Origin of the sequence: Neorhizobium sp. T25_13 (genome assembly GCF_002968675.1) — a bacterium.
In the GTDB taxonomy this organism is placed as follows: Bacteria; Pseudomonadota; Alphaproteobacteria; order Rhizobiales; family Rhizobiaceae; genus Neorhizobium; species Neorhizobium tomejilense.
The window spans coordinates 507,664-532,344 of record NZ_PVBI01000002.1 but is presented as its reverse complement, the minus strand read 5'-3'; the positions used below and the strand labels follow the sequence as shown (position 1 = coordinate 532,344).

The following is a 24,681-nucleotide window of genomic DNA, read 5'->3' as shown; positions in this document are numbered from 1 at the left end:
ATGCCTTCTCGAAGAGGTTGCGAGCCGGAGACGATCCGGCTCTTTGAGTTCAAGGCCCTGCAGCAGACAGGGCCCAGTATCGGCCTACGCTTTAGGAAGCGGTTCCGGTCTTTGCAGGTTCGGTCTTGACCGGCTCGCCCTTGACGCGGACTTCGGCGATATAGGCACGCATGGCGCGGATCTTTACGCCTTCGGCGATTTCGACTTCCACTTCGGTGTCGTCGACAACCTTGGTCACCTTGCCGGTTATGCCGCCGCCGAGAACGACCTGATCGCCGCGACGGATGTTGGACAGCGTCTCCTGGCGCTTCTTGGCATTGGCGCGCTGCGGACGGATCAGGAAGAAATACCAGACCACCATCAGCGGCGCGAACAGGAAGAGCATCTCAAGGCCGGAGCCGAACGCGGAGGCTCCCGGTGCTGCGGCTGGGGCCTGGGCGAATGCTTCGGTAATGAACATCGAAAACTCCTAAGATTACCGGAGACGCCGGGCCCCCGTTTCAAGCCGCCGGAATATAGTTGCGATAGGCCGGAATGCAACAGAAACACGCCAGCTGGCGTACCGAATCCACGGCTCTCAGGCTTTTGATGCACTAACGAGCATGTTACCGCAGCCAAAAGGCTCAAAAACTCGCCGATGCGACCGGAGAAACACCATGAGCAACGACATCAATACCCTGATCCTGACCGAGATCCGCAGGCTTGCGGATGCGCTGGAGCGGCTCGCCGGCCCTCCACCCGCCATCAACGACTGGAACGCCGCCGACTGCTTCGTCTGGGTACCGGCCAACCAGCGCCTTCAACCGGTGCCGCGTCCGAACCGCGTCGCCCTAACGCTGATCCGCGGCGTCGATCATGTGCGCGATATCCTGCATGAAAACACCCTGCGGTTTGCGGAAGGTTTTGCAGCCAACAACGTGCTGCTGTGGGGCGCCCGCGGCATGGGCAAGTCCTCGCTGGTCAAGGCCGTGCACGAAGACGTGCGCGCCGCGACTGCGATCTCGCTGAAGCTCGTCGAAGTGCATCGCGAGGATATCGCCTCGCTCCCCGCCCTGCTCGATATCCTCAAGACTTCCGGCCAGCGCGTCATCGTCTTCTGCGACGATCTCTCCTTCGATCATGACGATACCGCCTACAAGTCGCTGAAGGCGGCTCTCGACGGGGGCATCGAAGGCCGGCCCGACAACGTTCTGTTCTACGCGACCTCCAACCGCCGCCATCTCCTGCCGCGCCATATGATGGAGAACGAGCAGTCGACGGCGATCAACCCGTCCGAGGCGGTCGAGGAAAAGGTATCATTGTCGGATCGGTTCGGCCTGTGGCTCGGTTTCCACAAATGCAGCCAGGACGACTACCTGACGATGATCGACGGATATGCCGAATATTTCGACCTTGGCCTCGACCAGCAGACGCTGCACCACGAGGCGCTCGAATGGGCGACCACCCGCGGCGGGCGTTCGGGCCGCGTCGCCTGGCAATATATCCAGGATCTCGCCGGACGGCTGAGGAAGCCGCTTTCCCGAGATTGAAACCTGAAAAGCACTGAGAACGCAAAAAGCCCGGCACTGCCGGGCTTTTCTCCGTCCCCTGAAACGCACTACTTATTCAAGGAAGGTAATCGGATTGACCGGGGTCGCGTCCTTGCGGACTTCGAAATGGACCTGCGGGCGCTTGGCGTCGCCGCTCATGCCGGAGGCGGCGACCGTCTGGCCGCGGGTGATCTTCTGTCCGCGCGTGACGTTGATGCTGCCGGCGTGGCCGTAGACGGTGACCTTGCCGTCGTCGTGACGGACGAGAACCGTGTTGCCGAGCTGCTTCAGGCCGTTGCCCGCATAGATGACAACGCCGTTTTCAGCCGCCTTGATCGGCGTGCCTTCCGGAACCGAGATGTCGATGCCGTCATTGCGATTGCCGTCGACGTTCTGGCCGTAGCCGGCGATGACCGCGCCGTTGACCGGCCAGCGATACTTGCCGATGCCGGTAGACTGGGGCGCCACGGAAGCGGTGTCCGACTTCTTCTCGACGTCGGCGACCGATGCGTTATCGACGGCAGCCTTGGCTGCGGCCGGTGCCACAGACACCTGGGCGACCTGGGCAGGTGCGGCGGCAGCAGCCGGCTTCGGGGCCGCGGCCGCCACCTTTTCGACCGGCTTCTGCGGAATGGATGCGGTCTTGACCGGATCGGCTGCCGGAGCGGCCGCGCCGTTCGCCACCTTCAGCGTCTGGCCGATGCGGACGCCGCCCGATGTCAGGTTGTTGGCGGCCTTCAGCTGATCGACCGGCGTGCCGGTTTCGCGGGCGATCCTGGTGATCGTGTCGCCCGGCTTGACCACGTAGGTGCCGCCGACCGGCTTGCCGCCCGGAGGCATCAGCTTGGCTGGTTCGGCCATCGCCTTATCACGCGCCGGGGTCGGCAGGACGGCGAGTTTCTGATCGGGCTCCCGGGCAGGCGCCGGAGCCTTGTTCTGGAGGTCGATCGTGCCGGCGGCGTTCTTCGCCGAGTTCTGCGCCGTACCGAAGGTCGGGATAAGGACGGACTGGCCGGCAGCAACGGCGCCGCCGTTTGCCTTCAGGATTTCCTTTTCCGGAACGCCGTAACGCTTGGAAAGCGTCGAGACCGTTTCGCCGGGCTTCAGGGTCACCTTGGGAGCGTTGACCGTGGACCAGCCGGACATCGGCTTCGGGGTCGTGCCGGTGACGACATTGTCGGCCTTCAGCGTCGAAGCGGAGGGAGCGACAAGCGTGTTGGCAGCCGGCTGGCGACCCGGGAATGGCTGGGCGAGCGCTTCCTGGCGAGCCGTGTCGCGACCCATCGGGGAAATGTTACGCTGCGCCGTGGCGCCGGTCGGAGCTGCGAGTTCGGTTCGCTGCACAGCAACGGGAGCGGATGCGGTGCGCGCCGGAGAGGTATACCCGCCGGAATTACCCGGATAGGGCTGAGCCATAGCTGCGTTGCGCGAGCCGTAGTCGTTCTGCGGGATCGGCGGCAGCGCCTGAGCCTGGCCGGAGCCAAGATCGGCCTGCGGGGTCGGTGCGCGGCCATAAGCCCCACCACCCTGCCGCTGCGGAATGGACGCCGTCGTTATGTTGTCGGATTTCGAAAAGAGCCCCGAGAAACGGGTCGCGTCCGAACTGCACCCTGTCGCAGCGCTGGCAAGCAGTGCCGCGACAGCAAATTTGATTACGGATTTTCCGAATTTCGGAGAACTCTTCATACGCATGACTCGCTTACAGATACGCCACCATCGTGAGAGTCATTAAAGCGCGTTAGTCTTACTGCACCGTTAAAGGGCAGGCATTGTCCTAAAATTTTAGAGAAATTGATAACCATGACGGCCGAAACGCCGTCGCGGCATGGAACAAACGGCCTAGAGCGCCGCCGCAATATGCGGAACGATCGGCAAAAAAGGCACCGGGAACAGATCCTCCCGCTCGAATCGGCTGCCGGTCTTGGTGAGGCGCACCATCATGCAGGACTCGCCGTCGGTGAGCGGCGCGACCATCGAACCGCCATGCGTGAGTTGCTCGGCATAGAATCGTGGCAGCGAAGAAAAGGCGGCTGTCACGAAAATGCGGTCGAAAGTGCCCTCGCCCGGCATGCCGTTGCCGCCGTCCGCCTGGCGCACGACGACATTGCGCAGCCCCAGCGCATCCATGCGGCCGTGGGCGGCGGTGACCAGGGTGCGATACCGCTCGACGGTCAGCACCCGCTCGGCGATGCGGGCTATGACGGCGGCAGTAAAGCCGCTGCCCGTGCCGATTTCGAGCACCCTGTGGCCGGGCTTGACCTGAAGGCGATGCAGCAAGCGCACGGCAAGATCCGCGCCTTCCATGAAGGAGCCGCAGTCGATCGGCACGGTACGGCTGGAATAGGCGTCCTCGGCAAGCGATAGCGGCACGAACTGCGAGCGCGGCGTCTGTTCAACGGCGGTCAGCAGATCGAGGTCGGAAATGCCTTCCGACCTGAGGCGCAGCACCAGCGCCGCAAAACCCTCTTTTTCGACCATGCCCGATTTCAATCGGCAGCTCCAAATCCCAGTGCTTTCGCCACACGATCCTGAACCGAATGATCGGTCAGGTCCAGCTTCAGCGGCGTTACGGAGATCTTGTTTTCCTTGAGCGCCTGAATATCGGTGCCCTCGCGGAAATGACCTTTCCGTTCGCCGAATCGCAGCCAGTAATAAGGCAGGCCGCGGCCGTCATTGCGGGCGTCGATCGTCAGGCCAAAATCGAGCTTTCCCTGCGACGTCACTTCGACGCCCTGCACGTCGGCAGGTTCGCAGTTCGGGAAATTGAGGTTGAGGAAGGTGCCGTCGGGCAAGTCCACGTCAATCAGCTTGCGGATGAGGTCCGGCGCAAAGGATTCCGCGACTTCCCAGGGAGCGTAGCGACCGTCTTCCCGACGCACCGCCTGGCTCAGTGCGAAAGACTGCACCCCCTGCAGCGTCCCCTCGATCGCGCCGGCAATCGTGCCGGAATAGGTGACGTCATCGGCCATGTTGGCGCCGTCGTTGACGCCGGAAAGCACCAGGTCCGGCTTTTCGGGCAGGATTTCGCGGATACCCATGATGACGCAATCGGTCGGCGTGCCGCGCAGGGCGAAATGTTTCTCGCCAACCTTGCGGAGCCTCAGTGGCTCGGAGAGCGTCAGCGAGTGGGCAAGGCCGCTCTGGTCGGTTTCCGGCGCGACGATCCAGACGTCGTCCGAAAGTTTCCGGGCGATCCGCTCGAGAACGGCGAGGCCCTCGGCGTGAATGCCGTCGTCATTGGTCAGAAGTATCCGCATCAGGCCGCCCGCTCGATCTTGGTCAGGCCACCCATATACGGCAGAAGCGCGTCCGGAATTGTGACCGAACCGTCCTCGTTCAGGTAATTTTCCATGACCGCGATCAGGCAGCGGCCGACCGCGACACCGGAGCCGTTCAGCGTGTGAACGAACTTCAACGCCTTGTCGTCCTTGGCTCGATAGCGCGCGTTCATGCGGCGCCCCTGGAAATCGCCACAAACAGAGCAGGACGAGATTTCACGGTAGGTATCCTGACCCGGCAGCCAGACCTCGATGTCATAAGTCTTGCGTGCGCCAAAACCCATATCGCCGGTGCAGAGCGTCATGGTGCGGAAATGCAGGCCGAGGCGCTTCAGCATGTTCTCGGCGCATTCGGTCATCCGTTCGTGCTCAGCGACCGAGCTTTCCTGATCGGTGATCGACACGAGTTCGCACTTCCAGAACTGATGCTGACGCAGCATGCCGCGGGTATCGCGGCCGGCGGAACCGGCTTCCGAACGGAAGGACGGCGTCAGCGCCGTGAAGCGCAGCGGCAGCTTTTCCTGTTCCAGCATTTCCCCGGCAACGAGGTTGGTGAGCGTCACTTCCGCCGTCGGGATCAGGTAGCGGCCATCCGTCGTCTTGAAGAGGTCTTCCTCGAACTTCGGCAACTGGCCGGTGCCGTACATGGCGTCGCCCTTCACCATCAGCGGCGAAGAGACTTCCGTGTAGCCGTGCTCCGTCGTGTGCATGTCGATCATGAACTGGCCGAGCGCCCGCTCAAGCCTGGCGAGCTGGCCGGTGAGGACAGTGAAACGCGAGCCGGAGAGTTTCGCGGCGCGTTCGAAATCCATCATTCCGAGCGCTTCGCCGATCTCGTAGTGCTCCTTGGCAGCGTGGTTCCAGCGCGGCTTTTCGCCGACGACGTGCTTGACCACGTTGTCGTGTTCGTCCTTGCCGACCGGTACGTCGTCGAAGGGCACGTTCGGGATGCGCGACAGGGCGTCTTCGAGGGCAGCAACGGCCTCGCGCTCTTCCTGCTCGGCAAGCGGCATCGTATCCTTGATCGACCCGACTTCGGCCTTCAGCCTTTCGGCGAGCTCGGAATTCTTCTGTCCGAGTGCAATGCCGATCTCCTTGGAGGCGGCGTTGCGGCGGGACTGCATGTCCTGAAGCTTCTGGATGACGGAACGGCGCTTGTCGTCCAGCGCCAGGAGGGTTGCCGCCATGGGCTCTGCACCGCGCTTGTTGAGCGCCGCATCCAAAGCCCCTTCGTTTTCACGGATCCACTTGATATCGAGCATCTTGCCTTGCCTTTAGAGCGGAACGCCGCGGACTCGCAAGGCAGGCCGGAAGGCTTCAGGCCTTGTCCGTCTCCGCAACATCCGAAGGTTCCTGCTCCGAAAGCTTATCCTCGGCACGTTTGCGCTCGACGAGTCGTGCGGCGTAGATGGAAATCTCGTAGAGAAGGATGGTCGGCAGTGCAAGACCGATCTGGGACATCGGATCGGGCGGGGTCAGGACGGCTGCAACCACGAAGGCCAGCACGATCGCGTATTTGCGCTTCTCCCGCAGCCAGCCGCTGGACAGGATGCCGACGCGGGCGAGCAGCGTGGTGACGACCGGAAGCTGGAACACCAGCCCGAAGGACAGGACCAGCGTCATGATCAGGCTCAGATATTCCGAGACCCGCGGCAGAAGCGAAATGCCGACTTCACCTTCGGTCGGCGCCTGCTGCATGGCGAGGAAGAACCACATGACCATGGGAGTGAAGAAGAAATAGACCAGCGCGCCGCCCATCAGGAAGAGGACCGGCGAAGCGACCAGGAACGGCAGGAAGGCAGCCCGCTCGTTTTTGTAGAGGCCCGGCGCCACGAACTTGTAAATCTGCGAAGCGATCACCGGGAAGGCGATCACCAGCGCCCCGAACATCGCCACCTTCACCTGGGTGAAGAAGAATTCCTGCGGCGCGGTGTAAATCAGCTCGGACTTGGCAAGATCGAGGCCGGCCCAGAGGACAGCCCATTTGTAAGGAACAACAAGCAGGTTGAAGAGCTGCTTGGCGAAGAAGAAACAGACGACGAACGCGACGAAAAAGGCGCCGATCGACCACATCAGCCGGGTGCGCAGTTCCATCAGATGCTCGATGAGCGGCTGCGGCTTGTCTTCGATATCACCGCTCATGCGTCGTCCTTCGGGGTATCGGCCTTTTTCGGCGCGCGCTTGCGGGCCGGAGCCTTGGCGATCGCCTCATCCACAGCCTGGGCAACAGGCGCCGGTTTTGCCGCCGCGCGAGGGCGTTTCGGTTTTTCGACAATAGCGGCCGGGGCAACCGGAGCCGCAGCGGTCTCGACGACGGGTTTTGCCCTGGCGGCGGTCTTGCGGACCGGCTTCGGCTTTTCCACGACGGTTGCCGCTGCCTCAGGTGAGGGCTGGGCCGGAGCCGGGACTGGCGCAGGTGTCGAGGATGCGGGCGCCGCCGACGGGAAGTTTGCGGGAACCTCCGGAGCGGCGTCGATGCTCGACGTGCCCTCGACAGCCTGCTGGGCCTCGATATCGGTCTCGGCTACGGCCGGCGTCGGCATCTGCGTCGCCTTCTGCAGGTCGGCGCGGATTTCCTGACCCATCTGCCGGAGCGGGTTGATCGCATCCCTCAGCGCGTTCGTCGGGTTCAGCCGCTGCGCATCCGAAATCGTCTTGCGCACGTCGTCGAGTTCCGACTCCTTCAGCGCCTCGTCGAATTGCGAGCGGAAATCCCCGGCCATCTTGCGCAGATTGGTCGTCATCTTGCCAAAGGCCCTGAGCATGGGCGGCAAATCCTTCGGACCAACCACGACGATCAGGACGATCGCAATGACGAGAAGCTCGGTCCAGCCGATATCTAACATTCAACGAGGCTCCTGGAACCCGCCACTCGGCCATTACGACCGGGTGGTTTCCTTGGCCTCTTCAGCCTTGAGATCAACGGTCTTCGTCGTGGTCGTCGCGCCGTTCGCCTCCGGGGCGTCCTCGTCGCTCATGCCCTTCTTGAAGCTCTTGATGCCCTTGGCGAAATCGCCCATCAATTCCGGAATCTTGCCGCGTCCGAAGAGAACGAGCACGATGACCAGAACGATCAGCCAATGCCACACACTGAAAGAACCCATAAGTCCAACTCCATTAGTACCGTTTCATCGATGTAAGCTCTTTATGATGCTTTTTCAAACACCAAAATGTCGTCAGTGGACACCTTATCGAGACGTCCTTAACCCTGCACGACAACTCGTCGGCGCGGATCCGGCCACGGCCCGGCTGACTGGCCCTGCGAACCGCGAACATCTGGGATTCCAGGCCGCCGAGGGGACCCTCTCGACAGGCTTCCCGCCGCAAGCTGGCCACCCTTGGCACGACACCGAAATGTCCAGCCGAAGCCATCGGCGGTCCCAATTGTGGGCTGCATAACAACCGCGCCATCTTTCACCACATCGCGAACCAGCTGATTTCCATGAGGAAACGAGCGGCGACAAATGAGAAGGTGAACGATGGCACCCGTCCGATCTACCGACCTGCACCTGAAGGACATCCTTCAAAAGTGCGATTGGTCTGCCACCCGCATCGCTTCTTCAGCATCGTGGCTGACTGCGATCGCCGTCGCGACACTCTCATCAGGGTCGCCGGCGGTTCGGCTCGGATAATCTCCTGTAGCCGAGAAACGAGGCCGGAAAAGGGCTCTTCCGTAAAAAGTGATCTGCCCCAGGAGCCCGCGCGAGCCATGGGACGCCATGTTTGCCAAAGGGGAGCGTGAGGTGCGACAGACCGACGCGTCCCGAGGGCGCGACCACTCCGGCGAAATCACTCTTCCGCTTCCCCGCCCGGCGTCAGGAGGCCAAGTTCCTCGAGGTCGAGTTGCGTGATCGGGTCCTCGTCTTCGGAAAGATCGTCGACATTGAGCGGGACGGGTATCGCAAAGCCCGGCGGGATGCGGCCGGACAGCAGGCCGGCGCCCTTCAATTCTTCGAGACCGGGAAGATCGCGCAGTTCCTCCAGGCCGAAATGGTCGAGGAAATCAGGCGTCGTGGCGAGCGTCACCGGCCGTCCCGGCGTGCGGCGGCGGCCGCGGAAGCGGACCCAGCCCGCTTCCATCAGCACGTCCAGCGTGCCTCTGGACGTCTGCACACCGCGAATCTCCTCGATCTCGGCGCGGGTGACGGGCTGGTGATAGGCGATGATGGCCAGCACTTCGAGTGCGGCGCGCGACAGCTTCTTCGTCTCGTTGTCTTCGTTACGGATGACGAAGGAGAGATCGGCGGCGGTGCGGAAGGCCCAGCGGTCGCCGGTCCGGATCAGATTGACGCCGCGCGGCGCATAGACCTCCGCCAGCTGCTGCATGACGGCATTGACATTGGTGCCGCGCGGCAGGCGTTCGGCCAGAAACGCCTCAGAGACCGGCTCGGCCGAGGCGAAGACCAGCGCTTCCGCGATCCGCTCGACTTCCGCCGACGAGAACGATGGGAGCTCCGCCTCTTCTTCCGCAGCGATCGGCAGATCGTCGTCCTCTTGCGGCGTCAATCAACGCCTCCCTTGGCGGGCTGTGGTGGGGCGGGCTGTGGCGGAGCGGGCAGCTGCGGTCCGGTCCCCTTGCGCAGAAAGATCGGCTGGAAGGCGCCGTCCTGGCGGATTTCGAGCTTGCCTTCGCGCACCAGTTCGAGCGACGCGGCAAAGGCGCTGGCGGTTGCCGTGACGCGATCCTCCGGCGGCAGATAGGGCAAGAGATAGTGCTGCAGCGCCGTCCAGTCGACGATCTCGCCGAGCATGCGGGTCAGCAGTTCGCGGGCATCGACCAGCGACCAGACCTTGCGCCTCTCGATCGTCACCTGGGTGACGGCGGTGCGCTGGCGAAGGTTCGCATAGGCAGAGAGAAGGTCATAGAGCGTCGCGTCATAGGCGGATTCGACGCGATGCGGGATATGTTCCGGCGCCCCGCGGGCAAAGACGTCGCGGCCGAGCCGATTGCGGTTGACCAGCCGGGTCGCCGACTCGCGCATCGCCTCGAGGCGCTTCAGGCGGAAAGCGAGCGTCGCTGCCAGTTCTTCGCCGCTCGGGCCGTCGTCGCCCTTGGCCTGCTGCGGAATAAGCAACTTCGACTTGAGATAGGCGAGCCAGGCGGCCATGACGAGATAATCGGCGGCAAGCTCGATGCGGACCCGCCGGGCGCTGTCGATGAACAACAGATATTGCTCGACCAGTGCCAGAACGGAGATGCGGGCGAGATCGACCTTCTGGGTGCGGGCCAGATGAAGCAGCAGGTCGAGCGGACCTTCGAAACCGCTGACATCGATGACAAGTGCCGGATCGTCCGTCGCACGTTCGGCGCCGGCATCCTGCCACAACTTGTCCATCGGAATGGCGTTCTGCGATGTCGTCGTTGCCATTCCCAACCTCTTGCTGTCGACAGCCGTCAGGAGACGGCGAGAAGACCCTGGAACTCCGCGCGGACCGCCTCCTCGCTCAAGCCATCGCCCCGGCCGAAGGCCGCTTCCACCGCCTTCGCACGCCGCAGCGCTTCGCCGCCAAGCGGTATCGCTTCCTTCACGACGGCCTTCATTTCGTCCATCACGCCGTTGCAATGCAAGACAATATCGCAGCCGCCCCCAACGATTCTTGCCGCACGCTCACCGATCGTGCCCTTGAGCGCGTTCATCGACGTGTCGTCGGACATCAGCAGCCCATCGAAGCCGATATGGCCGCGGATGATTTCGTCGATCACCTTGCGCGAAATGGTCGCCGGCTCGTCCGGGTCGATGGCGGTGAAGACGATATGGGCGCTCATCGCCATCAACTCGTCCTTCATGGCGACGAAGGGCAGGAAGTCGTGCGCTTCCAGATCTGCGCGCGAGACGGTGACTACCGGCAGTTCGTGATGGCTGTCGGCCATGCCGCGACCATGACCTGGAATATGCTTCATCACCGGCAGCATGCCGCCCGCCTTGAGGCCGTCGGCAGCCGCCTGCCCCATTTCGGCAACCGTCTTCGGATCGAATCCATAGGCGCGATCGCCGATGACGTTGCTCGCTCCTTCGATCGGCACGTCGAGCACCGGCAGGCAATCGACATTGATGCCGAATTTCATCAGGTCGAAGGCATGCAGGCGCGACATCAGCCAAGCCGCCCGCAGGCCCATTTCGCGATCCCGGCGGTAAAGCTCACCGAGCACAGCGGCCGAGGGATAACGCTCGATCATCGGCGGGCGGATGCGCTGGACGCGGCCGCCCTCCTGGTCGATCAGCACCGGCGCATCCGGCCGACCGACGGCATCGCGCATGGACGCGACGAGATCGGTGATCTGCGCCGGCTCGACGCAATTGCGGGCAAACAGGATAAAGCCCCAGGGTCGTTCATCCCGGTAAAGCGCCACTTCGTCCGCGGTGAGGGTCGGGCCGCTGGAGCCCAGGATCATTGCTTTTGATTCGCTCATGGTCCGATCTTAGATCATTGGAGGGCTAACGAAAAACGGGGCGCCTAGGCGCCCCGTCCAATTTCTTCGCTTTTTCGGCCTTTACCGGCCGACCAGGCAGGTGCCTCCGGCGGCGCGATAGCGTTCGCAGAGCGCCACGGCATCGTTCTTGCTGCCGGCCGGAATGCGGACGCGGTAGAACGTGCCCTTGCCGGCGATCTCGGCAGACTTGATATCGACGCCGCGGCCGCCGATGACGTTGCCGAACTTGGCGGACAGGCTCTGGTAGGATTTTTGGGCTTCCGCCTGGGATGGCAGCGAGGCGATCTGGATCACATAGTCACCGGACCCCAGCGAAGCGACCTGGTTCGAGGCGGAACCCGCAGCGGCCGCCGCCGCCGGCTGGGCCGGTGCACGGACGTTGCCCTGATCGGTAACCGCAGCGACTACGTTGACCGGCTGCTCGGCCGGACGTGCGATCGGAACCGGAGCCCTCGCCGCAGGCGCAGAGGCCTGAACCGGAGTGACAGGCGCCGGAGCCTGTGCGGCAGCAGGAGCAGGACCAGGCGCCGCGGCCGCCGGGGTCGGCTGGGCGGGAGCGGCTGCGACGGCCGGCGTGACCGGGTTCGTTCTCACCACGTTGACGTGTTCGGCCGGCGCGGCCGGATTGGCAGGTGTCGAGACCGGAAGGATACCGCCAGCGCCGGCATTCGAGCTAGCCGGCAGGGGTTGCGTGCGGACCGGTGTCGCCGGCACGGAAGCCGGGACTTTCTCGGGGAAAGCAGCGGCCGTTTCAACCGGCTTGGCGCCGGCCGCGGGCAGCTTGACGGTTTCCGGCGCGGCAAGCGCCGGGGCTGCAACTTCCTGCTCGACCAGCTTGCCGTCAGGGCGGACGATCATCGTCTTGACCTTGCGCGGCATGACGGTCACCGGCTGCTGCTCAGCAGCGGTATTGTTTTGCGCGGTCCGATCCTGCGGCAGGAGGCGTGGATCCTCCGTTTCGCCGACATCGGTCGGCTCGATATCGTTTTCGCCTTCGAGCGGCAGCGTATCGGGCATCAGGGTCTTCTGCACGACGTCGATAGGCTCCTCGTTGGAGGAGATCAGGGTGCGCTGCTTCGGATCTTTCGGCGAAACGCCGGCGACACGGTCGTAGACCGCCTTGTCCTGGTTGGGGACGGTCTTGCCGCCCGGATTTTCCGGCGCAATCTTGATCGGTTCGTTGTCGGCGGCAATGATGACCGGTTCGCCGCCCGACACAACACCCGACACGCTGCTGCCGAAGAACGTGTAGGCGCCGAAACCTCCAAGGATCACAACTCCCGCTAGGACCAGCGGCACAGCCCAGCTGCGGACGGAACGGCGGGCGTTCTCGACGGTCGCGACATAGTCGGCGTCGGAATAATGCAGTTCCTCGTGCTCGGCGGCAGGCAGCGGCGTCGTCAGGCTGCGGCGGAAATCCTCTTCCAGTGCCCGTTCGAAGTCGTCGAGATCGGTATAGTTCGGCGAACGGGCGGCTTCGGCGGCGGCCTGCCGGCCCCTCGGCGCGATATCGATTTCCGGCTTGCGTGCCGGCGACGGCTTGCCGGGCGCGGCCAGAAGCGTCGCAAGCTCGGCATCGATGTCGAGTTCGTAATCGGGACGATAGGCCGGCGGCTGTTCCGGCTCTTCTGCCGGTAGCGACGGTACGTCGAGTTCGGCGATCGCCTCCACCTGATCTTCCGAATCGGCAATCTGGGCCGGATCGAACGGCAGGTCGGCAATCGATTCCGGCTCTTCTACAACCTGCGTCTCCACGACCGGTGCCGCCGCAGCGGTGACGGGCGCAACGCGCGCGACCGGCGCCATGGAAGGAGCGGCAGCAGGTGCGGGTTCGGCTTTAACAGGGGCTGGCGCCGGAGACGGTGCCTGAACCGGATGTGCCTGCGCTTCTTCGACGACGATCTCGGCAAGGTCGAGTTCGAGACCGTCAAGCGCCAACTCGAACTCCTCGTCGGAGAACGGATCCGTCTCGTCCAGAGACGAGACCTCGGCAACCGAGGGCTTGGTAACCGGCGCATCGACAACAGAGGGCGCCGACGGCGCGACAGATGCGGCGGCCTGCGTGACGGCCGGCTCGGGCTTCGCCACAGGCTTCGCGAGCGGCTGCCCGTTCGATGTCGGCAGCGTATAGCGCTGGACGTCGTAGATCAGTTCGTCGAGCGCGGAGAACCTATCCTTTTGCGGCGCAGCGGCGACGGGCGCCGGCTGCGGTTCCTGGGCCGGCGGCTCCGGGGCCTTTGCGGAAGCCAGCGGCTCGGCAGCCGGTGCCGGCTCGATCTTCGGGCTCGGGATATCGTTCAGGACCGGAGGCTCGAACGCATATTCGTTCGATGCAGGTGAGGTCACCTGAGAAGCGGCTGCAGCCGCCTGTGTAGAGGCCGCTGCGACGTCTCGTGCCACGCTGAAATTGCTGAGCGGCATCCGGAAGCCGGGAATGTAGGCGCCTTTGCCCCTCTCCGTCTTCGGCTCAAACTTCGCTTCGGGTTCCAAATTTGCTTCAGGCTCGAACGCCGCCTCGGGCTCGGGGGCCGTCTCGGGTTCGAATGCCGCCTGAGGCACGAACCGGACTTCCGGCTCAAATCTTGCTTCGGGCTCTAACGTCCCTTCCGGGTCGAACGCCGCCTCGGACTCGGCCGCGATCGAGTTTTCCAGCTCCGCAGCGAGATCGAATTCTTCCGCGGGGTCTTCTGCCGACGCGGCGGGCGACATCGAGCCTGCAGCGGGGAAGTCGGGCAGATCGAAAACGGGTTCCATGCGCGCGGATTCGACAGCCGGCTCGAATACCGGTTCCGCAGCATCGTTCGCGTCAACGGCATCAACCGCCAACGGAGGCTCCTCGTCGCCGAAAATGTCAGCGCGCTCACTGATGGCGCTATCGGCCTGCGGCACTTCTACCGCGGCAGCTTCGGCCGGAACGAACTCCAGCTCCTCAGGCTCTACCGGCGGTGCGGCGAAATGCTGAGGAACATCGTCAAGCGCGATATCGTGAATGGGGTCGAGATGCGGCGTGTCATAACGTTCGAACTCCTGAAGAAGCTCGTCTTCGAGATTGAACGCCGGCTCCCGCCGCGCAGTCGATGAAGTATCGGCGGAAGATGATCCGGGCCTGGCAGCGACGGGGAGATCGTCGTAGCCTACGATGCGGGCGAGTTCAGCCAGCGGGTCATCATCGGCAAAGAAGTCCGGCAAATCATTCCGGCTACGCGCAAGGTTGTTATCGGCCATTACCTCGTCCACTCACCTACATTACAACGCATATGCCAGTGCAATGTGGGGAAATGGTGGCGATATCTACCGCATTTCTTCCGGTGCTGCAGTGCCCGTGATCCCAAGTCCTGACTTCAAAACAGAGGCGACAGCATGCACCAGCCCAAGCCTGGCAATACTCAATTCTCGGTTTTTATCGTTAACAAAGCGTAATTCCGGTTGTTCTTTACCCTTATTCCAATGCGCATGGAAGAAACTTGCCAGATCATAGAGGTAAAAAGCAAGCCGATGAGGCTCCTGCGCCTGGGCCGCAGCCTCAACGATCCTGGGGTATTCCGCAAGTTTGGCGACCAGCTGCATCTCGTTCGGATCGTTGATCAGGCTGGTCGAACCTTTGAGGTCGAGCGAGTCGAAATCGAGACCCGGAAATGCTTCCTTTGCCTGCCGGAACACCGACGAGCAGCGCGCATGGGCGTACTGCACGTAGAAGACCGGATTATCCTTCGACTGTTCCGTCACCTTGGCGAAGTCGAAATCGAGCGGCTCGGAACTCTTCCTGTAGAGCATCATGAAACGCACCGCGTCGCGGCCGACCTCGTCGACCACTTCGCGAAGCGTCACGAAGTTGCCGGAACGCTTCGACATCTTCACCGGCTCGCCATTGCGGTACAGCTTGACCAGCTGGCAAAGGAGCACGGTGAGCTTCGCCTTGCCGCCTGAGACGGCACGCGCGACGGCTTCCAGGCGCTTGACGTAGCCGCCATGGTCGGCGCCGAGCACATAGATCATCTCGTCGTAACCACGATCGAACTTGTCCTTGAAGTAGGCAACGTCCGCCGCGAAGTAAGTATAGCTGCCGTCCGACTTGATCAGCGGACGATCCATATCGTCGCCCACCTCGGTGGAGCGGAACAGCGTCTGCTCGCGGTCCTCCCAGTCTTCCGGCAACTGGCCCTTCGGCGGCGGCAGCGTGCCCTTGTAGACGTGCCCCTTGAAGGTGAGGTCGTTGATCGCCTGGCGGATGCTTTGCGCGCCGTTGGCGTGCAATGCCCGTTCCGAATAAAAGACGTCGTGATGGACGTTGAGTGCTTCGAGATCGTCGCGGATCAGCGCCATCATCGCATCGATCGCCGTGTCCTTGACGATCGGCATCCAGGCGTCTTCCGGCATGTTGTGCAGGCGGGGACCATATTCCGCCGCCAGGGCCTGCCCGACCGGCACGAGATAGTCGCCCGGATAAAGACCCGAGGGGATTTCGCCGATCGTCTCTCCGAGAGCCTCGCGGTAACGCAGGAAGACCGAGCGGGCCAGAACATCGATCTGGCTTCCGGCATCGTTGATGTAGTATTCCTTGGTCACGTCGTAGCCGGCAAACTCCATCAGGTTCGCCAGCGCATCCCCCACCACCGCACCGCGGCAATGGCCGACATGCATCGGGCCGGTGGGGTTGGCCGAGACGTATTCGACATTCGCCTTCTTCTCTGCACCGACCTTGGAGCGGCCGTAATCCGTGCCCTCGGCAATGATCGATGCGAGCAGGCGCTGCCAGTAAGGCGCACCAAGCCGGATGTTGATGAACCCGGGGCCGGCCACCGAAACCTCGCAGACATCGGCATCGGAACGCAGCGCTTCGGCGATGATATCGGCAAGGGCACGCGGATTGGTGCCAAGCGGCTTTGCCAGAACCATGGCGGCATTGGTCGCCACATCGCCATGGCTCTGGTCCCGCGGCGGTTCGACTGCGATACGGCCAAAATCAATCTCGCTTCGCTTTTCCTTGATGATATCAAGGGCTTCCAAAGCGTTCTTAATTCTTGTTTCGAAGTCGGCAAAAAGATTCATGTTCAATCATCCCCGAGACTTGCCCGAGGACCCTTGCTGGCCAGTGTCATTGGTGGCGGTGCCTAGCGTAAATCCGGAGTGTGGTCAAACAGCTCCCCATGCGCCTTGATTGCGAACGTATCGGTCATCCCGGCGAGATAATCGCCCACGTGACGCGCCCTCGCCGTCTCGCCGAGCCCGGCAATATGGTTGACCCAATAGTGGCTGCGCATCAGCGACGGGTCATTCATATAGGCGCCGAACAGGTCGGAGACGATCTGGGAGGCGCCGGCGCGGATGCGCATGATGTCCGGATGCCGGTAGATGCGCGAGAACAGGAGCTTCTTGATGCAGCGGTCGGTCTCGGCCATCTCCTGCGAGAACGTGGCGATGACATGTCCCGCGGCACGGACGTCTTGGGCGCTCTGAGGGTCCAGCTTACCGAGATTGCGCTGCGCGACGTCGATCACGTCCTCGACCATGTGGGTGATCTGCCGGCGCATGATCTCGTGGGCGAAACGGCTCGGTTCGAGATGCGGATAACGCGCCCTCACCTCCGTCATCAGCTTGGCGAGGAACGGGACCTCATCCAGCATCTCGAAGGTCAGCAGACCGGAACGCAGCCCGTCGTCGATATCGTGGGTGTTATAGGCGATGTCGTCGGCGATCGCGGCAACCTGGGCTTCCAGGCTGGCATAGCTGGCAAGCTCCAGGTCGTGGAGTTCGCTATAGTCGCGGATCGGCTGCGGCACTGGACCGCGCGTCCCCTCGCCGGTGGCGGTCAGGAGCGGACCATTGTGCTTGACGAGGCCTTCGAGGCTTTCCCAGGTCAGGTTGAGCCCGTCGAAATCCGCATATCGGCGTTCGAGCTTGGTGACGATGCGGAGTGACTGCGCGTTGTGGTCGAAACCGCCATAGGGCTTCAGCATCTCGTCAAGCGCGTCCTCTCCCGTATGGCCGAACGGCGTGTGGCCGAAGTCGTGGACCAGCGCCACGCCCTCGGCGAGATCCTCGTCGAGCTTCAGGGCGCGGGCAAGCGCGCGGGCGATCTGCGCCACCTCGATCGTGTGGGTCAGCCGGGTGCGGTAGTGGTCGCCGTCGGGGCTGATGAACACCTGGGTCTTGTGCTTCAGCCGCCGGAATGCGGTGGTGTGGACGATGCGATCGCGGTCGCGCTGAAATTCGGAACGCGTCAGGCTGCCGTCCTCGGGAAACAGACGTCCGCGCGATGCCCAGGGGTTGGCGGCATAGACCGCCCGTTCGCCACTGCCGAAACCCAGCGCCCTGGTATCGATCGTCATGCCGTCACCTGTTTGTTCATCCGCCGCCTGCCGCCCATTGACGTGCCGTTCACGTCTTCATACCTATAGTGAAGCTGTGCGCAATGCCGGTGACAGGAATCTCTCCGGGCCTTGAACCCGGCAGGAGGCGGATAATATGGAAACCAATGTAACTCTTTCAAATGCGGCGGCCAAGCGCATCGCCGAAATCGTCGGCAATGAAGCCGGCAAGCAGGCGCTGCGCGTCTCGGTCGAAGGCGGTGGCTGTTCGGGCTTCTCCTACAAGTTCGATCTCGCCGAAGCGGCCGCGGACGACGACGTGGTGATCGCCAACGGCGATGCCAAGGTGCTGATCGACAGCCTCTCGCTCGTCTACATGGCGGGTTCGGAGATCGACTTCGTCGACAACCTGCTCGGCCAGTCCTTCCAGATCAAGAACCCCAACGCGGTCGCCAGCTGCGGCTGCGGCACCAGCTTCTCGATCTGATAACTCTTCCTTCCGCGCAGTTCGCCCTTCCCAACGCTTCCTCTTTCGCTAAAAGAGGAAGCGAACATGGAGGCAAGGGCCGATGAAGATCGCCACCTGGAACATCAACGGCGTCAAGGCGCGTATCGACAGCCTGCGCCAGTGGCTGACCGATTCTTCTCCGGATATCGTCTGCCTGCAGGAAATCAAATCCGTCGACGAAACCTTCCCGCGGCTCGAGATCGAGGCGCTCGGCTATCACGTCGAGACCCACGGCCAGAAGGGCTTCAACGGCGTCGCACTGCTGTCGAAGACGAGGCCCGACGAGGTGATGCGCGGTCTGCCGGGTGGCGAAGGCCCGGACGGACTGGTGGACGAGCAGTCGCGTTATATCGAGGGGGTCTTTTCGGTGCCGGGCGGCGCGATCCGTGTAGCCTCTATCTATCTGCCGAACGGCAATCCAGCCGACGACCCGGTCAAGTACCCCTACAAGCTGGCCTGGATGGAGCGGCTGCGCCTGCATGCGCAGAACTGCCTTCTCCTCGAAGAGCCGCTAATCCTTGCCGGCGACTACAACGTCATTCCCGAGCCGCATGATTGTTTCGATCCGGCGGTGTGGGCGACGGACGCACTGTTCCTGCCGCAGACCCGCGCCGCCTTCCGGCGTCTGGAAAACCTCGGCCTTATCGACGCAGTACGCGCCACGACCGACGCGACCAAGCTCTATTCCTTCTGGGATTATCAGGCCGGCGCCTGGCAGAAGAACAACGGCATCCGCATCGACCATCTCCTGCTCTCGGCGGAAGCCGCCGACAGGCTGAAATCCACGGCGATCGAGAAACATGTCCGGGCCTGGGAAAAGCCGTCGGACCATGTGCCCGTCATCGGCATGTTCGATTTCGGCTGATCGCCTGAAAGATCGGCGAGGCGTCGGTTATTCGACGCCTCGGGCGAACTCCTGAGACAGGGCGACTGCACCGCGGCGATCCTCTTCGCCGACGACGGAGAATGCCTGTTCCTGCAATTGCTGCATCCAGATACATTCCTTGGCGGTGCACTTGTCGAGCGCTGCCGTCATGAAGGCGAGCCCCCGCACCGTCTGGCCTTCCTGGAAAAGGACGTTGCCGAAAACCGACATGGCGCCCGGATGGCCGCTCTTGCGGGCCTGGTTCAGCCATTTCTTCGCCTGCTGGATATTGGCAGTACCGCCCTCGCCGGCCAGAATCATCCGGGCCAGCTGAAACTGGGCTTCTGCCACGCCGAACGTGGATGCCGCCTGGAAATAGAGTTGGCGGGCCTGCGAAAGATCGGGTCTGACTGGGCTGCCGGGAATGCCGCGGCGATAATAGTTGGCCAGCGACAGAAGCGCGTTGATGAAGAAGCCGGTGTCCTCCGAGCCGGGTTCGACGCCCTGTGCCGCGATCTCGTTATAGATCTTGAAGGCCTCGAAATCGTCCTTCGCGACGCCGTCGCCATAGGCGTACATATTGGCAAGCGCCCAGCGCGAACCGGTATGGCCCTTTTCGGCGGCATAACGATAAGCTTCGACCGCGTCTTCCTTCTGGCCGTTCTTATAGGCCTTGAAGCCGAACTTGAAGAGATCGAAGGGGCCAGACTCCTTCGTCACTCCCGACTTGATATCGAAGGCCGCAGCCGATCCCGCCAAAATCGAGGCGAGCGACGCTCCAAGAAGCAATACTCTCATGGATCCGATGTCACACTTCGGCATGGTTCAGTTTCTTTCACTCCGCGCGCGACTACCCGCCGCAGCCCGAGCGTCGCTCGCTGCCGGAACAAGATTTGTCCGGGAATATCCCGTGCCTGCTCCTCCCGAGAGACGAATGAAACTGTAGCCGCCGTTTTCGGCAAGACTAGGACCCATAACCGCAGCGATTGCGGCAGGACAGGACGGCATCAGAATCCGCCTGCCTGAGCGCAAAAAGCCCGGCTTTTCATAAAGAAACCCGCCCATGATACTCCAATTACGCGCCGCGCCCCCGCGTTCCGCGCCTGTTCTTCCTCTATCGCTGCTCCCCGTTTGTGGCGGGAAGTGGACAGAAACGCCCCTCTCAAGGCACCCGACAATAGTCTCGAAAAAGTGTTGCTAAATCGTCACAAGAGAAACGACGAAACTGTTCTCATCTGAATTAAAATTCGCCACAAAAAAGCCCGGTCGCAACCGGGCTTTCAAGCTTCAATCAAGTGAAGTCAGAATTTGACCTTCAGAGACGTCGAGAGGGCAGCGACCAGATCGTCACCAAACCGGTATGTTGCTTCGTCACCAGCGGCAATGCCGTTGATGGTCACGGCACTTGAGCTGCCGCCGGTCAGGACGCCAAGCACGCCGGCCAGACGAATCTCGACGTTCTTGTTCGGCGAGTAGGCGACACCTGCGCCGACGGTCCAGGTATCCGTGAGGGTGCCAAAGCCCTGCGAAGTCCCTCGATCCCAGGTGAGGCTGACCGCGCCGCTCCATTGTTCGTTGAACTTGTGGCCTACGCCGCCGGTAACCGTCCAACCGTCCCGGTATCCGAGTTCAAGCGCGGTAACTTCCACGCCGCCGGCATTGTAGAACGGGATCCGCTGCAACACGCTCCAATTGGTCCATTTGACCGATCCGAACGCGAGCCAATCGGGAGCGATGCCAGACTGCAGCTTGAGTTCGATAGCCTCCGGCATAGCGGTTGAGCCTTCGACCGGAATGACCGTGCCGGCGCCGGGCACGCCGATGCCCCCGGGAAGGTTGGTAAGGTCAACCTGGCCGGTGACGCTATCCAATTTCACCTGGCTATAGTACATCAGGCTGGCGCGCAGCGCGTATTCCGGAATTTCGTAGGCAACACCTGCCCGCCAGCCCCAGCCGTCACCTTCAAGATCGAGGCGGCCCACACCAGAGCCCGGTAACGGCGCGAAGACTGACGGCGCCACGACCAGACGTTCTTTGAAGCCGTCCATCTGGAGATAGTTTCCACCGGCGATGACGCGCAAGTCGCCCGGGCCGGCATCGAATTTGTAGGAGCAGGTCAGCGCGTAGTTGTCGCTGTTGATCTTTGTCTCGATGTTCTGGTTTGCCCCGGCCCAACCGGCGCCTGGGTTGGTATGAGCGCCATAGGGCTGCGAGTAGTCGGCCAAGCAGTCGAACCCCTCGAAGCCCGCCTTGGCGCCGATACGCGGAGACCAGTAGTCGTCCGTCTCGTCCACGGAGCTGGAATAACCCAAGGTGTTGAGCGCGCCATCCCCCGCGATTGTATCGGTGACGTTCTTGAGTTTCCTCTGGGGCATCACGTAGGTAGCCGTGGACTCGATCGCGACCGAAGACGGATCAAAAAGCAGATCGATATTGTATCCGCCCCGCTCGATGCCGCCTGCGAGCGCAGGCGACTGAAGGGTGCATCCAGCTACGAGAGCAAAGACGCCCCTTGAGATTAGTTTGCTTACCATAAATTCTCCCACTCCCTGGTAAGTGACCGAAATCACTCTAGATGGTTCGCTCCAATTGACAACTTTCGGCTGTCCGGCGCTTCGCGGCGCAAACGCTCTATAGATTTACGTAAGCAAACCAGGAACCGGGGCTTTGATGCCGATTTCGGCACAAAATTGCTCTCTCTCCCTTAATTGGATCGTTAAGATTAGAATTTTATTATTTTAAGCCGGCTATCTGTGTCAATGTGGCAACAATGCGGCTTTCTGCAAGTGAGCAGTTGCACACATGCGACCCAGGGCCAACAAACGGTTGCGAAACGGGAAATGCCGCGCTCGTTTCCGGCGCGGCACCCCTTATTTCCACCGATTCACGATGAAGACGGTCAGCCGGCTTCGCTGATGCGCAGAAGAGCAGTCTTCAGGTTCGCCATCTGAACTTCCAGTTCGGCAAAGCGTTCGCGCTCGGCAGCAACCACTTCGGGATCGGCATTGGCGACGAATTTTTCGTTGGCCAGCTTCTTGCCGATGCGATCCATCTCGGCCTCGGTCTTGCCGACCGCCTTCTCGATGCGCGCCTTTTCGGCCACGACGTCGATCAGGTTGCCGAGCGGCAGGCAGGCCGTCGCCTCGCCGACGACGATCTGGGCGGAACCCTTCGGCGCTGCCTCGGCAAGCTCGATGGTTTCCACGCGTGCAAGGCGGCGGACGGCCGCCTCGTGACGGCGCAGACGCGCCTGGGTCAGTTCGTTGGCGCCGACGACGATCAGCGGCGCAACGGCCGATGGCGGCACGTTCATCTCCGCGCGGGCAGAGCGCAGACCGGTGACGAGGTCGACCAGCCAGTTGATCTCTTCCGCAGCTGCCTGATCGGCGAATTCCGGCGCCGGCCAATCGGCGTGGCAAAGCAGGCCGTCGCGCGTTTCGGTGTGGGCCCAGAGCTCTTCCGTCATGAACGGCATGAACGGATGCAGGAGCTTGTAGGTCTCTTCCAGCACGTAGGCCGCACAGGCCTGGGCCTCCGCCTTGGCACCCTCATCCTCGCTTGCGAAGATCGGCTTCAGGAGTTCCAGATACCAGTCGCAGACCTGGTTCCAGACGAAACGGTAGAGCGAACCCGCCGCCTCGTTGAACCGCTGGGTCTCGATCGCCTCCGTGACGTCGCGGATGGTCTCGGAAAGTTCCGTCAGTATCCAGCGGTTGACGGTCAGCGCAGTTGCCTCCGGCAGGAAGGCCGGATCGCGCTTGACGCCGTTCATCTCGGCAAAGCGTGTGGCATTCCAGAGCTTGGTGCCGAAATTGCGGTAACCGGCGATGCGGGCCGGATCGAGCTTCACGTCACGTCCCTGCGCCGCCATGATCGCCAGCGTGAAGCGCAAGGCGTCGGCGCCGTATTCGTCGATCAGGTCGAGCGGATCGATGACGTTGCCCTTCGACTTCGACATCTTCTGACCGTTCTTGTCGCGAACGAGCGCGTGGACATAAACGGTGTGGAAGGGCTCGACCGGATTGCCATCCTCGTCCTTCATGAAATGCAGGCCCATCATCATCATGCGGGCAACCCAGAAGAAGATGATGTCGAAACCGGTGACCAACGCGCTGGTCGGATAATACTTCTCAAGCTCCCTGGTCTGGTCCGGCCAGCCAAGCGTCGAGAACGGCCAGAGCGCCGAAGAGAACCAGGTGTCGAGCACGTCCTCGTCGCGGGTCAGGATCTCGCCCGGTTTGAAGTTCTCCAGGAGATCCTCGACAAGAGCCTTCATCGGGCCTTCGTGCGAAAGATAGTGCTGGATGGCGGCCTGCAGCGCCTCTTCCTCGGTTTTTTCGACAAAGACCTGGCCGTCCGGGCCATACCAGGCCGGGATCTGATGTCCCCACCAGAGCTGTCGCGATATGCACCAGGGCTGGATGTTCTCCATCCATTCGAAATAGGTCTTGTCCCAGTTCTTGGGCACGAACTTGGTGCGCCCTTCCTTGACGGAAGCGATTGCCGGCTGCGCCAGGGTGTGGGCGTCGACATACCATTGTTCGGTCAGCCTCGGCTCGATCGGCACGCCGCCACGGTCGCCATGCGGCACCATGTGCTTGTGCGGCTCGACCTTGTCGAGCAGGCCTGCTTCCTCGAAAATCTCGACGACGATCTTGCGGGCGGTGAAACGATCCTGGCCTTCGAGGCGATCCCAGGCGCCGTGAAGTGCTGCCGGATGATCGAGGCCTTCGAGGAAATCCTCGTTGTCCTTGATAGTGATCGTACCGTCGACGTTCATCACGTTGATGGCACGCAGCCGTGCTCGCTTGCCGACTTCGAAGTCGTTGAAGTCGTGCGCGGGGGTGATCTTGACCGCACCGGTGCCGGCCGTCGGATCGGCATAGTCGTCCGCGACGATCGGGATCCTGCGGCCGACGATCGGCAGGATGACGTGCTTGCCGACGATGGCCTTGTAGCGCTCATCCTCGGGGTTCACCGCAATGCCGGTATCGCCGAGCATGGTTTCGGGACGCGTCGTCGCGACGACGATATAGTCACGCGTCTCGAATTCGGTCGCATTGCCGTCTTCGTCGAATGTGACCGGATACTGGTAGGTGACGCCTTCCTCAAGCGGATAGCGGAAGTGCCAGAGATTGCCGTTGACCTCGTGCTGCTCGACTTCGAGGTCGGAGATCGCGGTCAGCAGCTTCGGATCCCAGTTGACGAGGCGCTTGTCCTTGTAGATCAGGCCCTGCTTGTAGAGCGTGACGAAGACTTCCAGGACCGCGGCCGACAGGCCCTCGTCCATGGTGAAACGTTCGCGCGACCAGTCACAGGAAGCACCGAGACGCTTCAGCTGGTTGAAGATCAGACCGCCCGACTCCTCTTTCCACTCCCAGATCTTGTCGACGAAGGCCTCGCGGCCCATTTCGCGGCGTCCCGGAAGCTGGCGCTCCATCAACTGGCGCTCGACGACCATCTGGGTGGCGATGCCCGCATGGTCCATGCCCGGCTGCCACAGCACGTCCTTGCCACGCATCCGCTCGAAGCGGATCATGATGTCCTGCAGCGTGTTGTTGAGCGCGTGGCCCATATGCAGCGAACCGGTCACGTTCGGCGGCGGAATCACGATCGTGAAGGTTTCCGCGCCCGGCTTGGCGTTGACGCCGGCGCGAAAAGCGTCGGCCTCGTCCCAGGCCTTGGCGATCCTCGGTTCTACTTCTGCGGAATCATAGGTCTTTTCGAGCATTTCCTGACCCGTTTTTGTTCTTTGAGAGC

At 62.3% G+C, this 24,681-nt stretch carries 20 protein-coding genes; 3 read left to right on the top strand and 17 right to left on the bottom strand.

Going from position 1 to position 24,681, the window contains the following annotated elements:
• Positions 1 to 91 precede the first annotated feature (91 nt).
• A complete protein-coding gene (gene yajC / locus C5J22_RS06155; protein WP_105401185.1) occupies positions 92 to 460 on the bottom strand; it encodes a preprotein translocase subunit YajC in 369 nt (122 codons plus the stop codon).
• Between the two features lie 196 nt (positions 461 to 656).
• On the opposite strand from yajC, the gene C5J22_RS06150 reads away from it, so the two are divergent.
• A complete protein-coding gene (locus C5J22_RS06150) occupies positions 657 to 1,529 on the top strand; it encodes an ATP-binding protein (protein ID WP_105437547.1) in 873 nt (290 codons plus the stop codon).
• A gap of 72 nt (positions 1,530 to 1,601) precedes the next feature.
• Here the strand turns inward: C5J22_RS06150 and C5J22_RS06145 are convergent, their stop codons facing one another.
• From C5J22_RS06145 to C5J22_RS06085, 13 genes are all read right to left on the bottom strand, one after another.
• The gene (locus C5J22_RS06145; RefSeq protein WP_105437546.1) at positions 1,602 to 3,221 is read right to left on the bottom strand and encodes a peptidoglycan DD-metalloendopeptidase family protein; all 1,620 of its coding nucleotides are present in this window, start codon (positions 3,219 to 3,221) and stop codon (positions 1,602 to 1,604) included.
• Between the two features lie 147 nt (positions 3,222 to 3,368).
• The gene (locus tag C5J22_RS06140; RefSeq protein ID WP_371412553.1) at positions 3,369 to 4,007 is read right to left on the bottom strand and encodes a protein-L-isoaspartate(D-aspartate) O-methyltransferase; all 639 of its coding nucleotides are present in this window, start codon (positions 4,005 to 4,007) and stop codon (positions 3,369 to 3,371) included.
• Positions 4,008 to 4,015: 8 nt separating this feature from the next.
• Positions 4,016 to 4,786, bottom strand: a complete 771-nt coding sequence (gene surE, locus C5J22_RS06135; RefSeq protein ID WP_105437545.1) for a 5'/3'-nucleotidase SurE — start codon at positions 4,784 to 4,786, stop codon at positions 4,016 to 4,018.
• The gene (gene serS, locus C5J22_RS06130; protein WP_105437544.1) at positions 4,786 to 6,069 is read right to left on the bottom strand and encodes a serine--tRNA ligase; all 1,284 of its coding nucleotides are present in this window, start codon (positions 6,067 to 6,069) and stop codon (positions 4,786 to 4,788) included. The genes surE and serS overlap by 1 nt, the downstream gene beginning before the upstream one ends.
• 55 nt (positions 6,070 to 6,124) lie before the next feature.
• A complete protein-coding gene (gene tatC / locus C5J22_RS06125; RefSeq protein WP_105437543.1) occupies positions 6,125 to 6,949 on the bottom strand; it encodes a twin-arginine translocase subunit TatC in 825 nt (274 codons plus the stop codon).
• Complete coding sequence (gene tatB / locus C5J22_RS06120; RefSeq protein WP_105437542.1) at positions 6,946 to 7,653, bottom strand: Sec-independent protein translocase protein TatB; 708 nt, start codon at positions 7,651 to 7,653, stop codon at positions 6,946 to 6,948. Before tatB ends, tatC begins: the two co-directional genes overlap by 4 nt.
• A 33-nt stretch (positions 7,654 to 7,686) precedes the next feature.
• Entirely contained in the window at positions 7,687 to 7,911 is a 225-nt protein-coding gene (locus C5J22_RS06115; protein WP_037084545.1) for a twin-arginine translocase TatA/TatE family subunit, read from the bottom strand.
• Between the two features lie 685 nt (positions 7,912 to 8,596).
• Positions 8,597 to 9,289, bottom strand: coding sequence for an SMC-Scp complex subunit ScpB (scpB, locus tag C5J22_RS06110; RefSeq protein ID WP_245440316.1), 693 nt, complete (start codon positions 9,287 to 9,289; stop codon positions 8,597 to 8,599).
• A gap of 20 nt (positions 9,290 to 9,309) precedes the next feature.
• On the bottom strand, positions 9,310 to 10,176 hold the full coding sequence (locus C5J22_RS06105; RefSeq protein WP_105437540.1) for a ScpA family protein: 867 nt from the start codon (positions 10,174 to 10,176) through the stop codon (positions 9,310 to 9,312).
• Positions 10,177 to 10,202: 26 nt separating this feature from the next.
• Positions 10,203 to 11,219, bottom strand: coding sequence for a beta-N-acetylhexosaminidase (nagZ, locus tag C5J22_RS06100; protein ID WP_105437539.1), 1,017 nt, complete (start codon positions 11,217 to 11,219; stop codon positions 10,203 to 10,205).
• 81 nt (positions 11,220 to 11,300) lie between these two features.
• A complete protein-coding gene (locus C5J22_RS06095; protein WP_105437538.1) occupies positions 11,301 to 14,465 on the bottom strand; it encodes an SPOR domain-containing protein in 3,165 nt (1,054 codons plus the stop codon).
• Between the two features lie 66 nt (positions 14,466 to 14,531).
• Positions 14,532 to 16,289 (bottom strand): arginine--tRNA ligase, encoded by a 1,758-nt coding sequence (gene argS, locus C5J22_RS06090; RefSeq protein ID WP_105437537.1) that lies wholly within the window; start codon positions 16,287 to 16,289, stop codon positions 14,532 to 14,534.
• A 62-nt stretch (positions 16,290 to 16,351) separates the two neighbouring features.
• The gene (locus tag C5J22_RS06085) at positions 16,352 to 17,569 is read right to left on the bottom strand and encodes a deoxyguanosinetriphosphate triphosphohydrolase (protein WP_105437536.1); all 1,218 of its coding nucleotides are present in this window, start codon (positions 17,567 to 17,569) and stop codon (positions 16,352 to 16,354) included.
• A 136-nt stretch (positions 17,570 to 17,705) separates the two neighbouring features.
• Between C5J22_RS06085 and erpA the strand changes: the two genes are divergently transcribed.
• Entirely contained in the window at positions 17,706 to 18,035 is a 330-nt protein-coding gene (gene erpA / locus C5J22_RS06080; RefSeq protein WP_105424958.1) for an iron-sulfur cluster insertion protein ErpA, read from the top strand.
• An 82-nt stretch (positions 18,036 to 18,117) separates the two neighbouring features.
• Positions 18,118 to 18,921, top strand: a complete 804-nt coding sequence (gene xth, locus C5J22_RS06075; protein WP_105401174.1) for an exodeoxyribonuclease III — start codon at positions 18,118 to 18,120, stop codon at positions 18,919 to 18,921.
• Between the two features lie 27 nt (positions 18,922 to 18,948).
• On the opposite strand, the gene exoR is transcribed toward xth, so the two are convergent.
• From exoR to C5J22_RS06060, 3 genes are all read right to left on the bottom strand, one after another.
• Entirely contained in the window at positions 18,949 to 19,719 is a 771-nt protein-coding gene (exoR, locus tag C5J22_RS06070; protein ID WP_371412552.1) for an exopolysaccharide production regulator ExoR, read from the bottom strand.
• A 503-nt stretch (positions 19,720 to 20,222) separates the two neighbouring features.
• Positions 20,223 to 21,455, bottom strand: coding sequence for an OmpP1/FadL family transporter (locus C5J22_RS06065; protein ID WP_105437535.1), 1,233 nt, complete (start codon positions 21,453 to 21,455; stop codon positions 20,223 to 20,225).
• A 365-nt stretch (positions 21,456 to 21,820) separates the two neighbouring features.
• Positions 21,821 to 24,652 (bottom strand): valine--tRNA ligase, encoded by a 2,832-nt coding sequence (locus tag C5J22_RS06060; RefSeq protein WP_105437534.1) that lies wholly within the window; start codon positions 24,650 to 24,652, stop codon positions 21,821 to 21,823.
• Between the last annotated feature and the right edge of the window lie 29 nt (positions 24,653 to 24,681).

What these genes read in the sequence shown, in the direction of transcription:
- yajC (WP_105401185.1), bottom strand. Translation starts at nt 460, where the DNA reads ATGTTCATTACCGAAGCATTCGCCCAGGCCCCAGCCGCAGCACCGGGA.
- C5J22_RS06150 (WP_105437547.1), top strand. Translation starts at nt 657, where the DNA reads ATGAGCAACGACATCAATACCCTGATCCTGACCGAGATCCGCAGGCTT.
- C5J22_RS06145 (WP_105437546.1), bottom strand. Translation starts at nt 3,221, where the DNA reads ATGCGTATGAAGAGTTCTCCGAAATTCGGAAAATCCGTAATCAAATTT.
- C5J22_RS06140 (WP_371412553.1), bottom strand. Translation starts at nt 4,007, where the DNA reads ATGGTCGAAAAAGAGGGTTTTGCGGCGCTGGTGCTGCGCCTCAGGTCG.
- surE (WP_105437545.1), bottom strand. Translation starts at nt 4,786, where the DNA reads ATGCGGATACTTCTGACCAATGACGACGGCATTCACGCCGAGGGCCTC.
- serS (WP_105437544.1), bottom strand. Translation starts at nt 6,069, where the DNA reads ATGCTCGATATCAAGTGGATCCGTGAAAACGAAGGGGCTTTGGATGCG.
- tatC (WP_105437543.1), bottom strand. Translation starts at nt 6,949, where the DNA reads ATGAGCGGTGATATCGAAGACAAGCCGCAGCCGCTCATCGAGCATCTG.
- tatB (WP_105437542.1), bottom strand. Translation starts at nt 7,653, where the DNA reads ATGTTAGATATCGGCTGGACCGAGCTTCTCGTCATTGCGATCGTCCTG.
- C5J22_RS06115 (WP_037084545.1), bottom strand. Translation starts at nt 7,911, where the DNA reads ATGGGTTCTTTCAGTGTGTGGCATTGGCTGATCGTTCTGGTCATCGTG.
- C5J22_RS06105 (WP_105437540.1), bottom strand. Translation starts at nt 10,176, where the DNA reads ATGGCAACGACGACATCGCAGAACGCCATTCCGATGGACAAGTTGTGG.
- nagZ (WP_105437539.1), bottom strand. Translation starts at nt 11,219, where the DNA reads ATGAGCGAATCAAAAGCAATGATCCTGGGCTCCAGCGGCCCGACCCTC.
- C5J22_RS06095 (WP_105437538.1), bottom strand. Translation starts at nt 14,465, where the DNA reads ATGGCCGATAACAACCTTGCGCGTAGCCGGAATGATTTGCCGGACTTC.
- argS (WP_105437537.1), bottom strand. Translation starts at nt 16,289, where the DNA reads ATGAATCTTTTTGCCGACTTCGAAACAAGAATTAAGAACGCTTTGGAA.
- C5J22_RS06085 (WP_105437536.1), bottom strand. Translation starts at nt 17,569, where the DNA reads ATGACGATCGATACCAGGGCGCTGGGTTTCGGCAGTGGCGAACGGGCG.
- erpA (WP_105424958.1), top strand. Translation starts at nt 17,706, where the DNA reads ATGGAAACCAATGTAACTCTTTCAAATGCGGCGGCCAAGCGCATCGCC.
- xth (WP_105401174.1), top strand. Translation starts at nt 18,118, where the DNA reads ATGAAGATCGCCACCTGGAACATCAACGGCGTCAAGGCGCGTATCGAC.
- exoR (WP_371412552.1), bottom strand. Translation starts at nt 19,719, where the DNA reads ATGAGAGTATTGCTTCTTGGAGCGTCGCTCGCCTCGATTTTGGCGGGA.
- C5J22_RS06065 (WP_105437535.1), bottom strand. Translation starts at nt 21,455, where the DNA reads ATGGTAAGCAAACTAATCTCAAGGGGCGTCTTTGCTCTCGTAGCTGGA.
- C5J22_RS06060 (WP_105437534.1), bottom strand. Translation starts at nt 24,652, where the DNA reads ATGCTCGAAAAGACCTATGATTCCGCAGAAGTAGAACCGAGGATCGCC.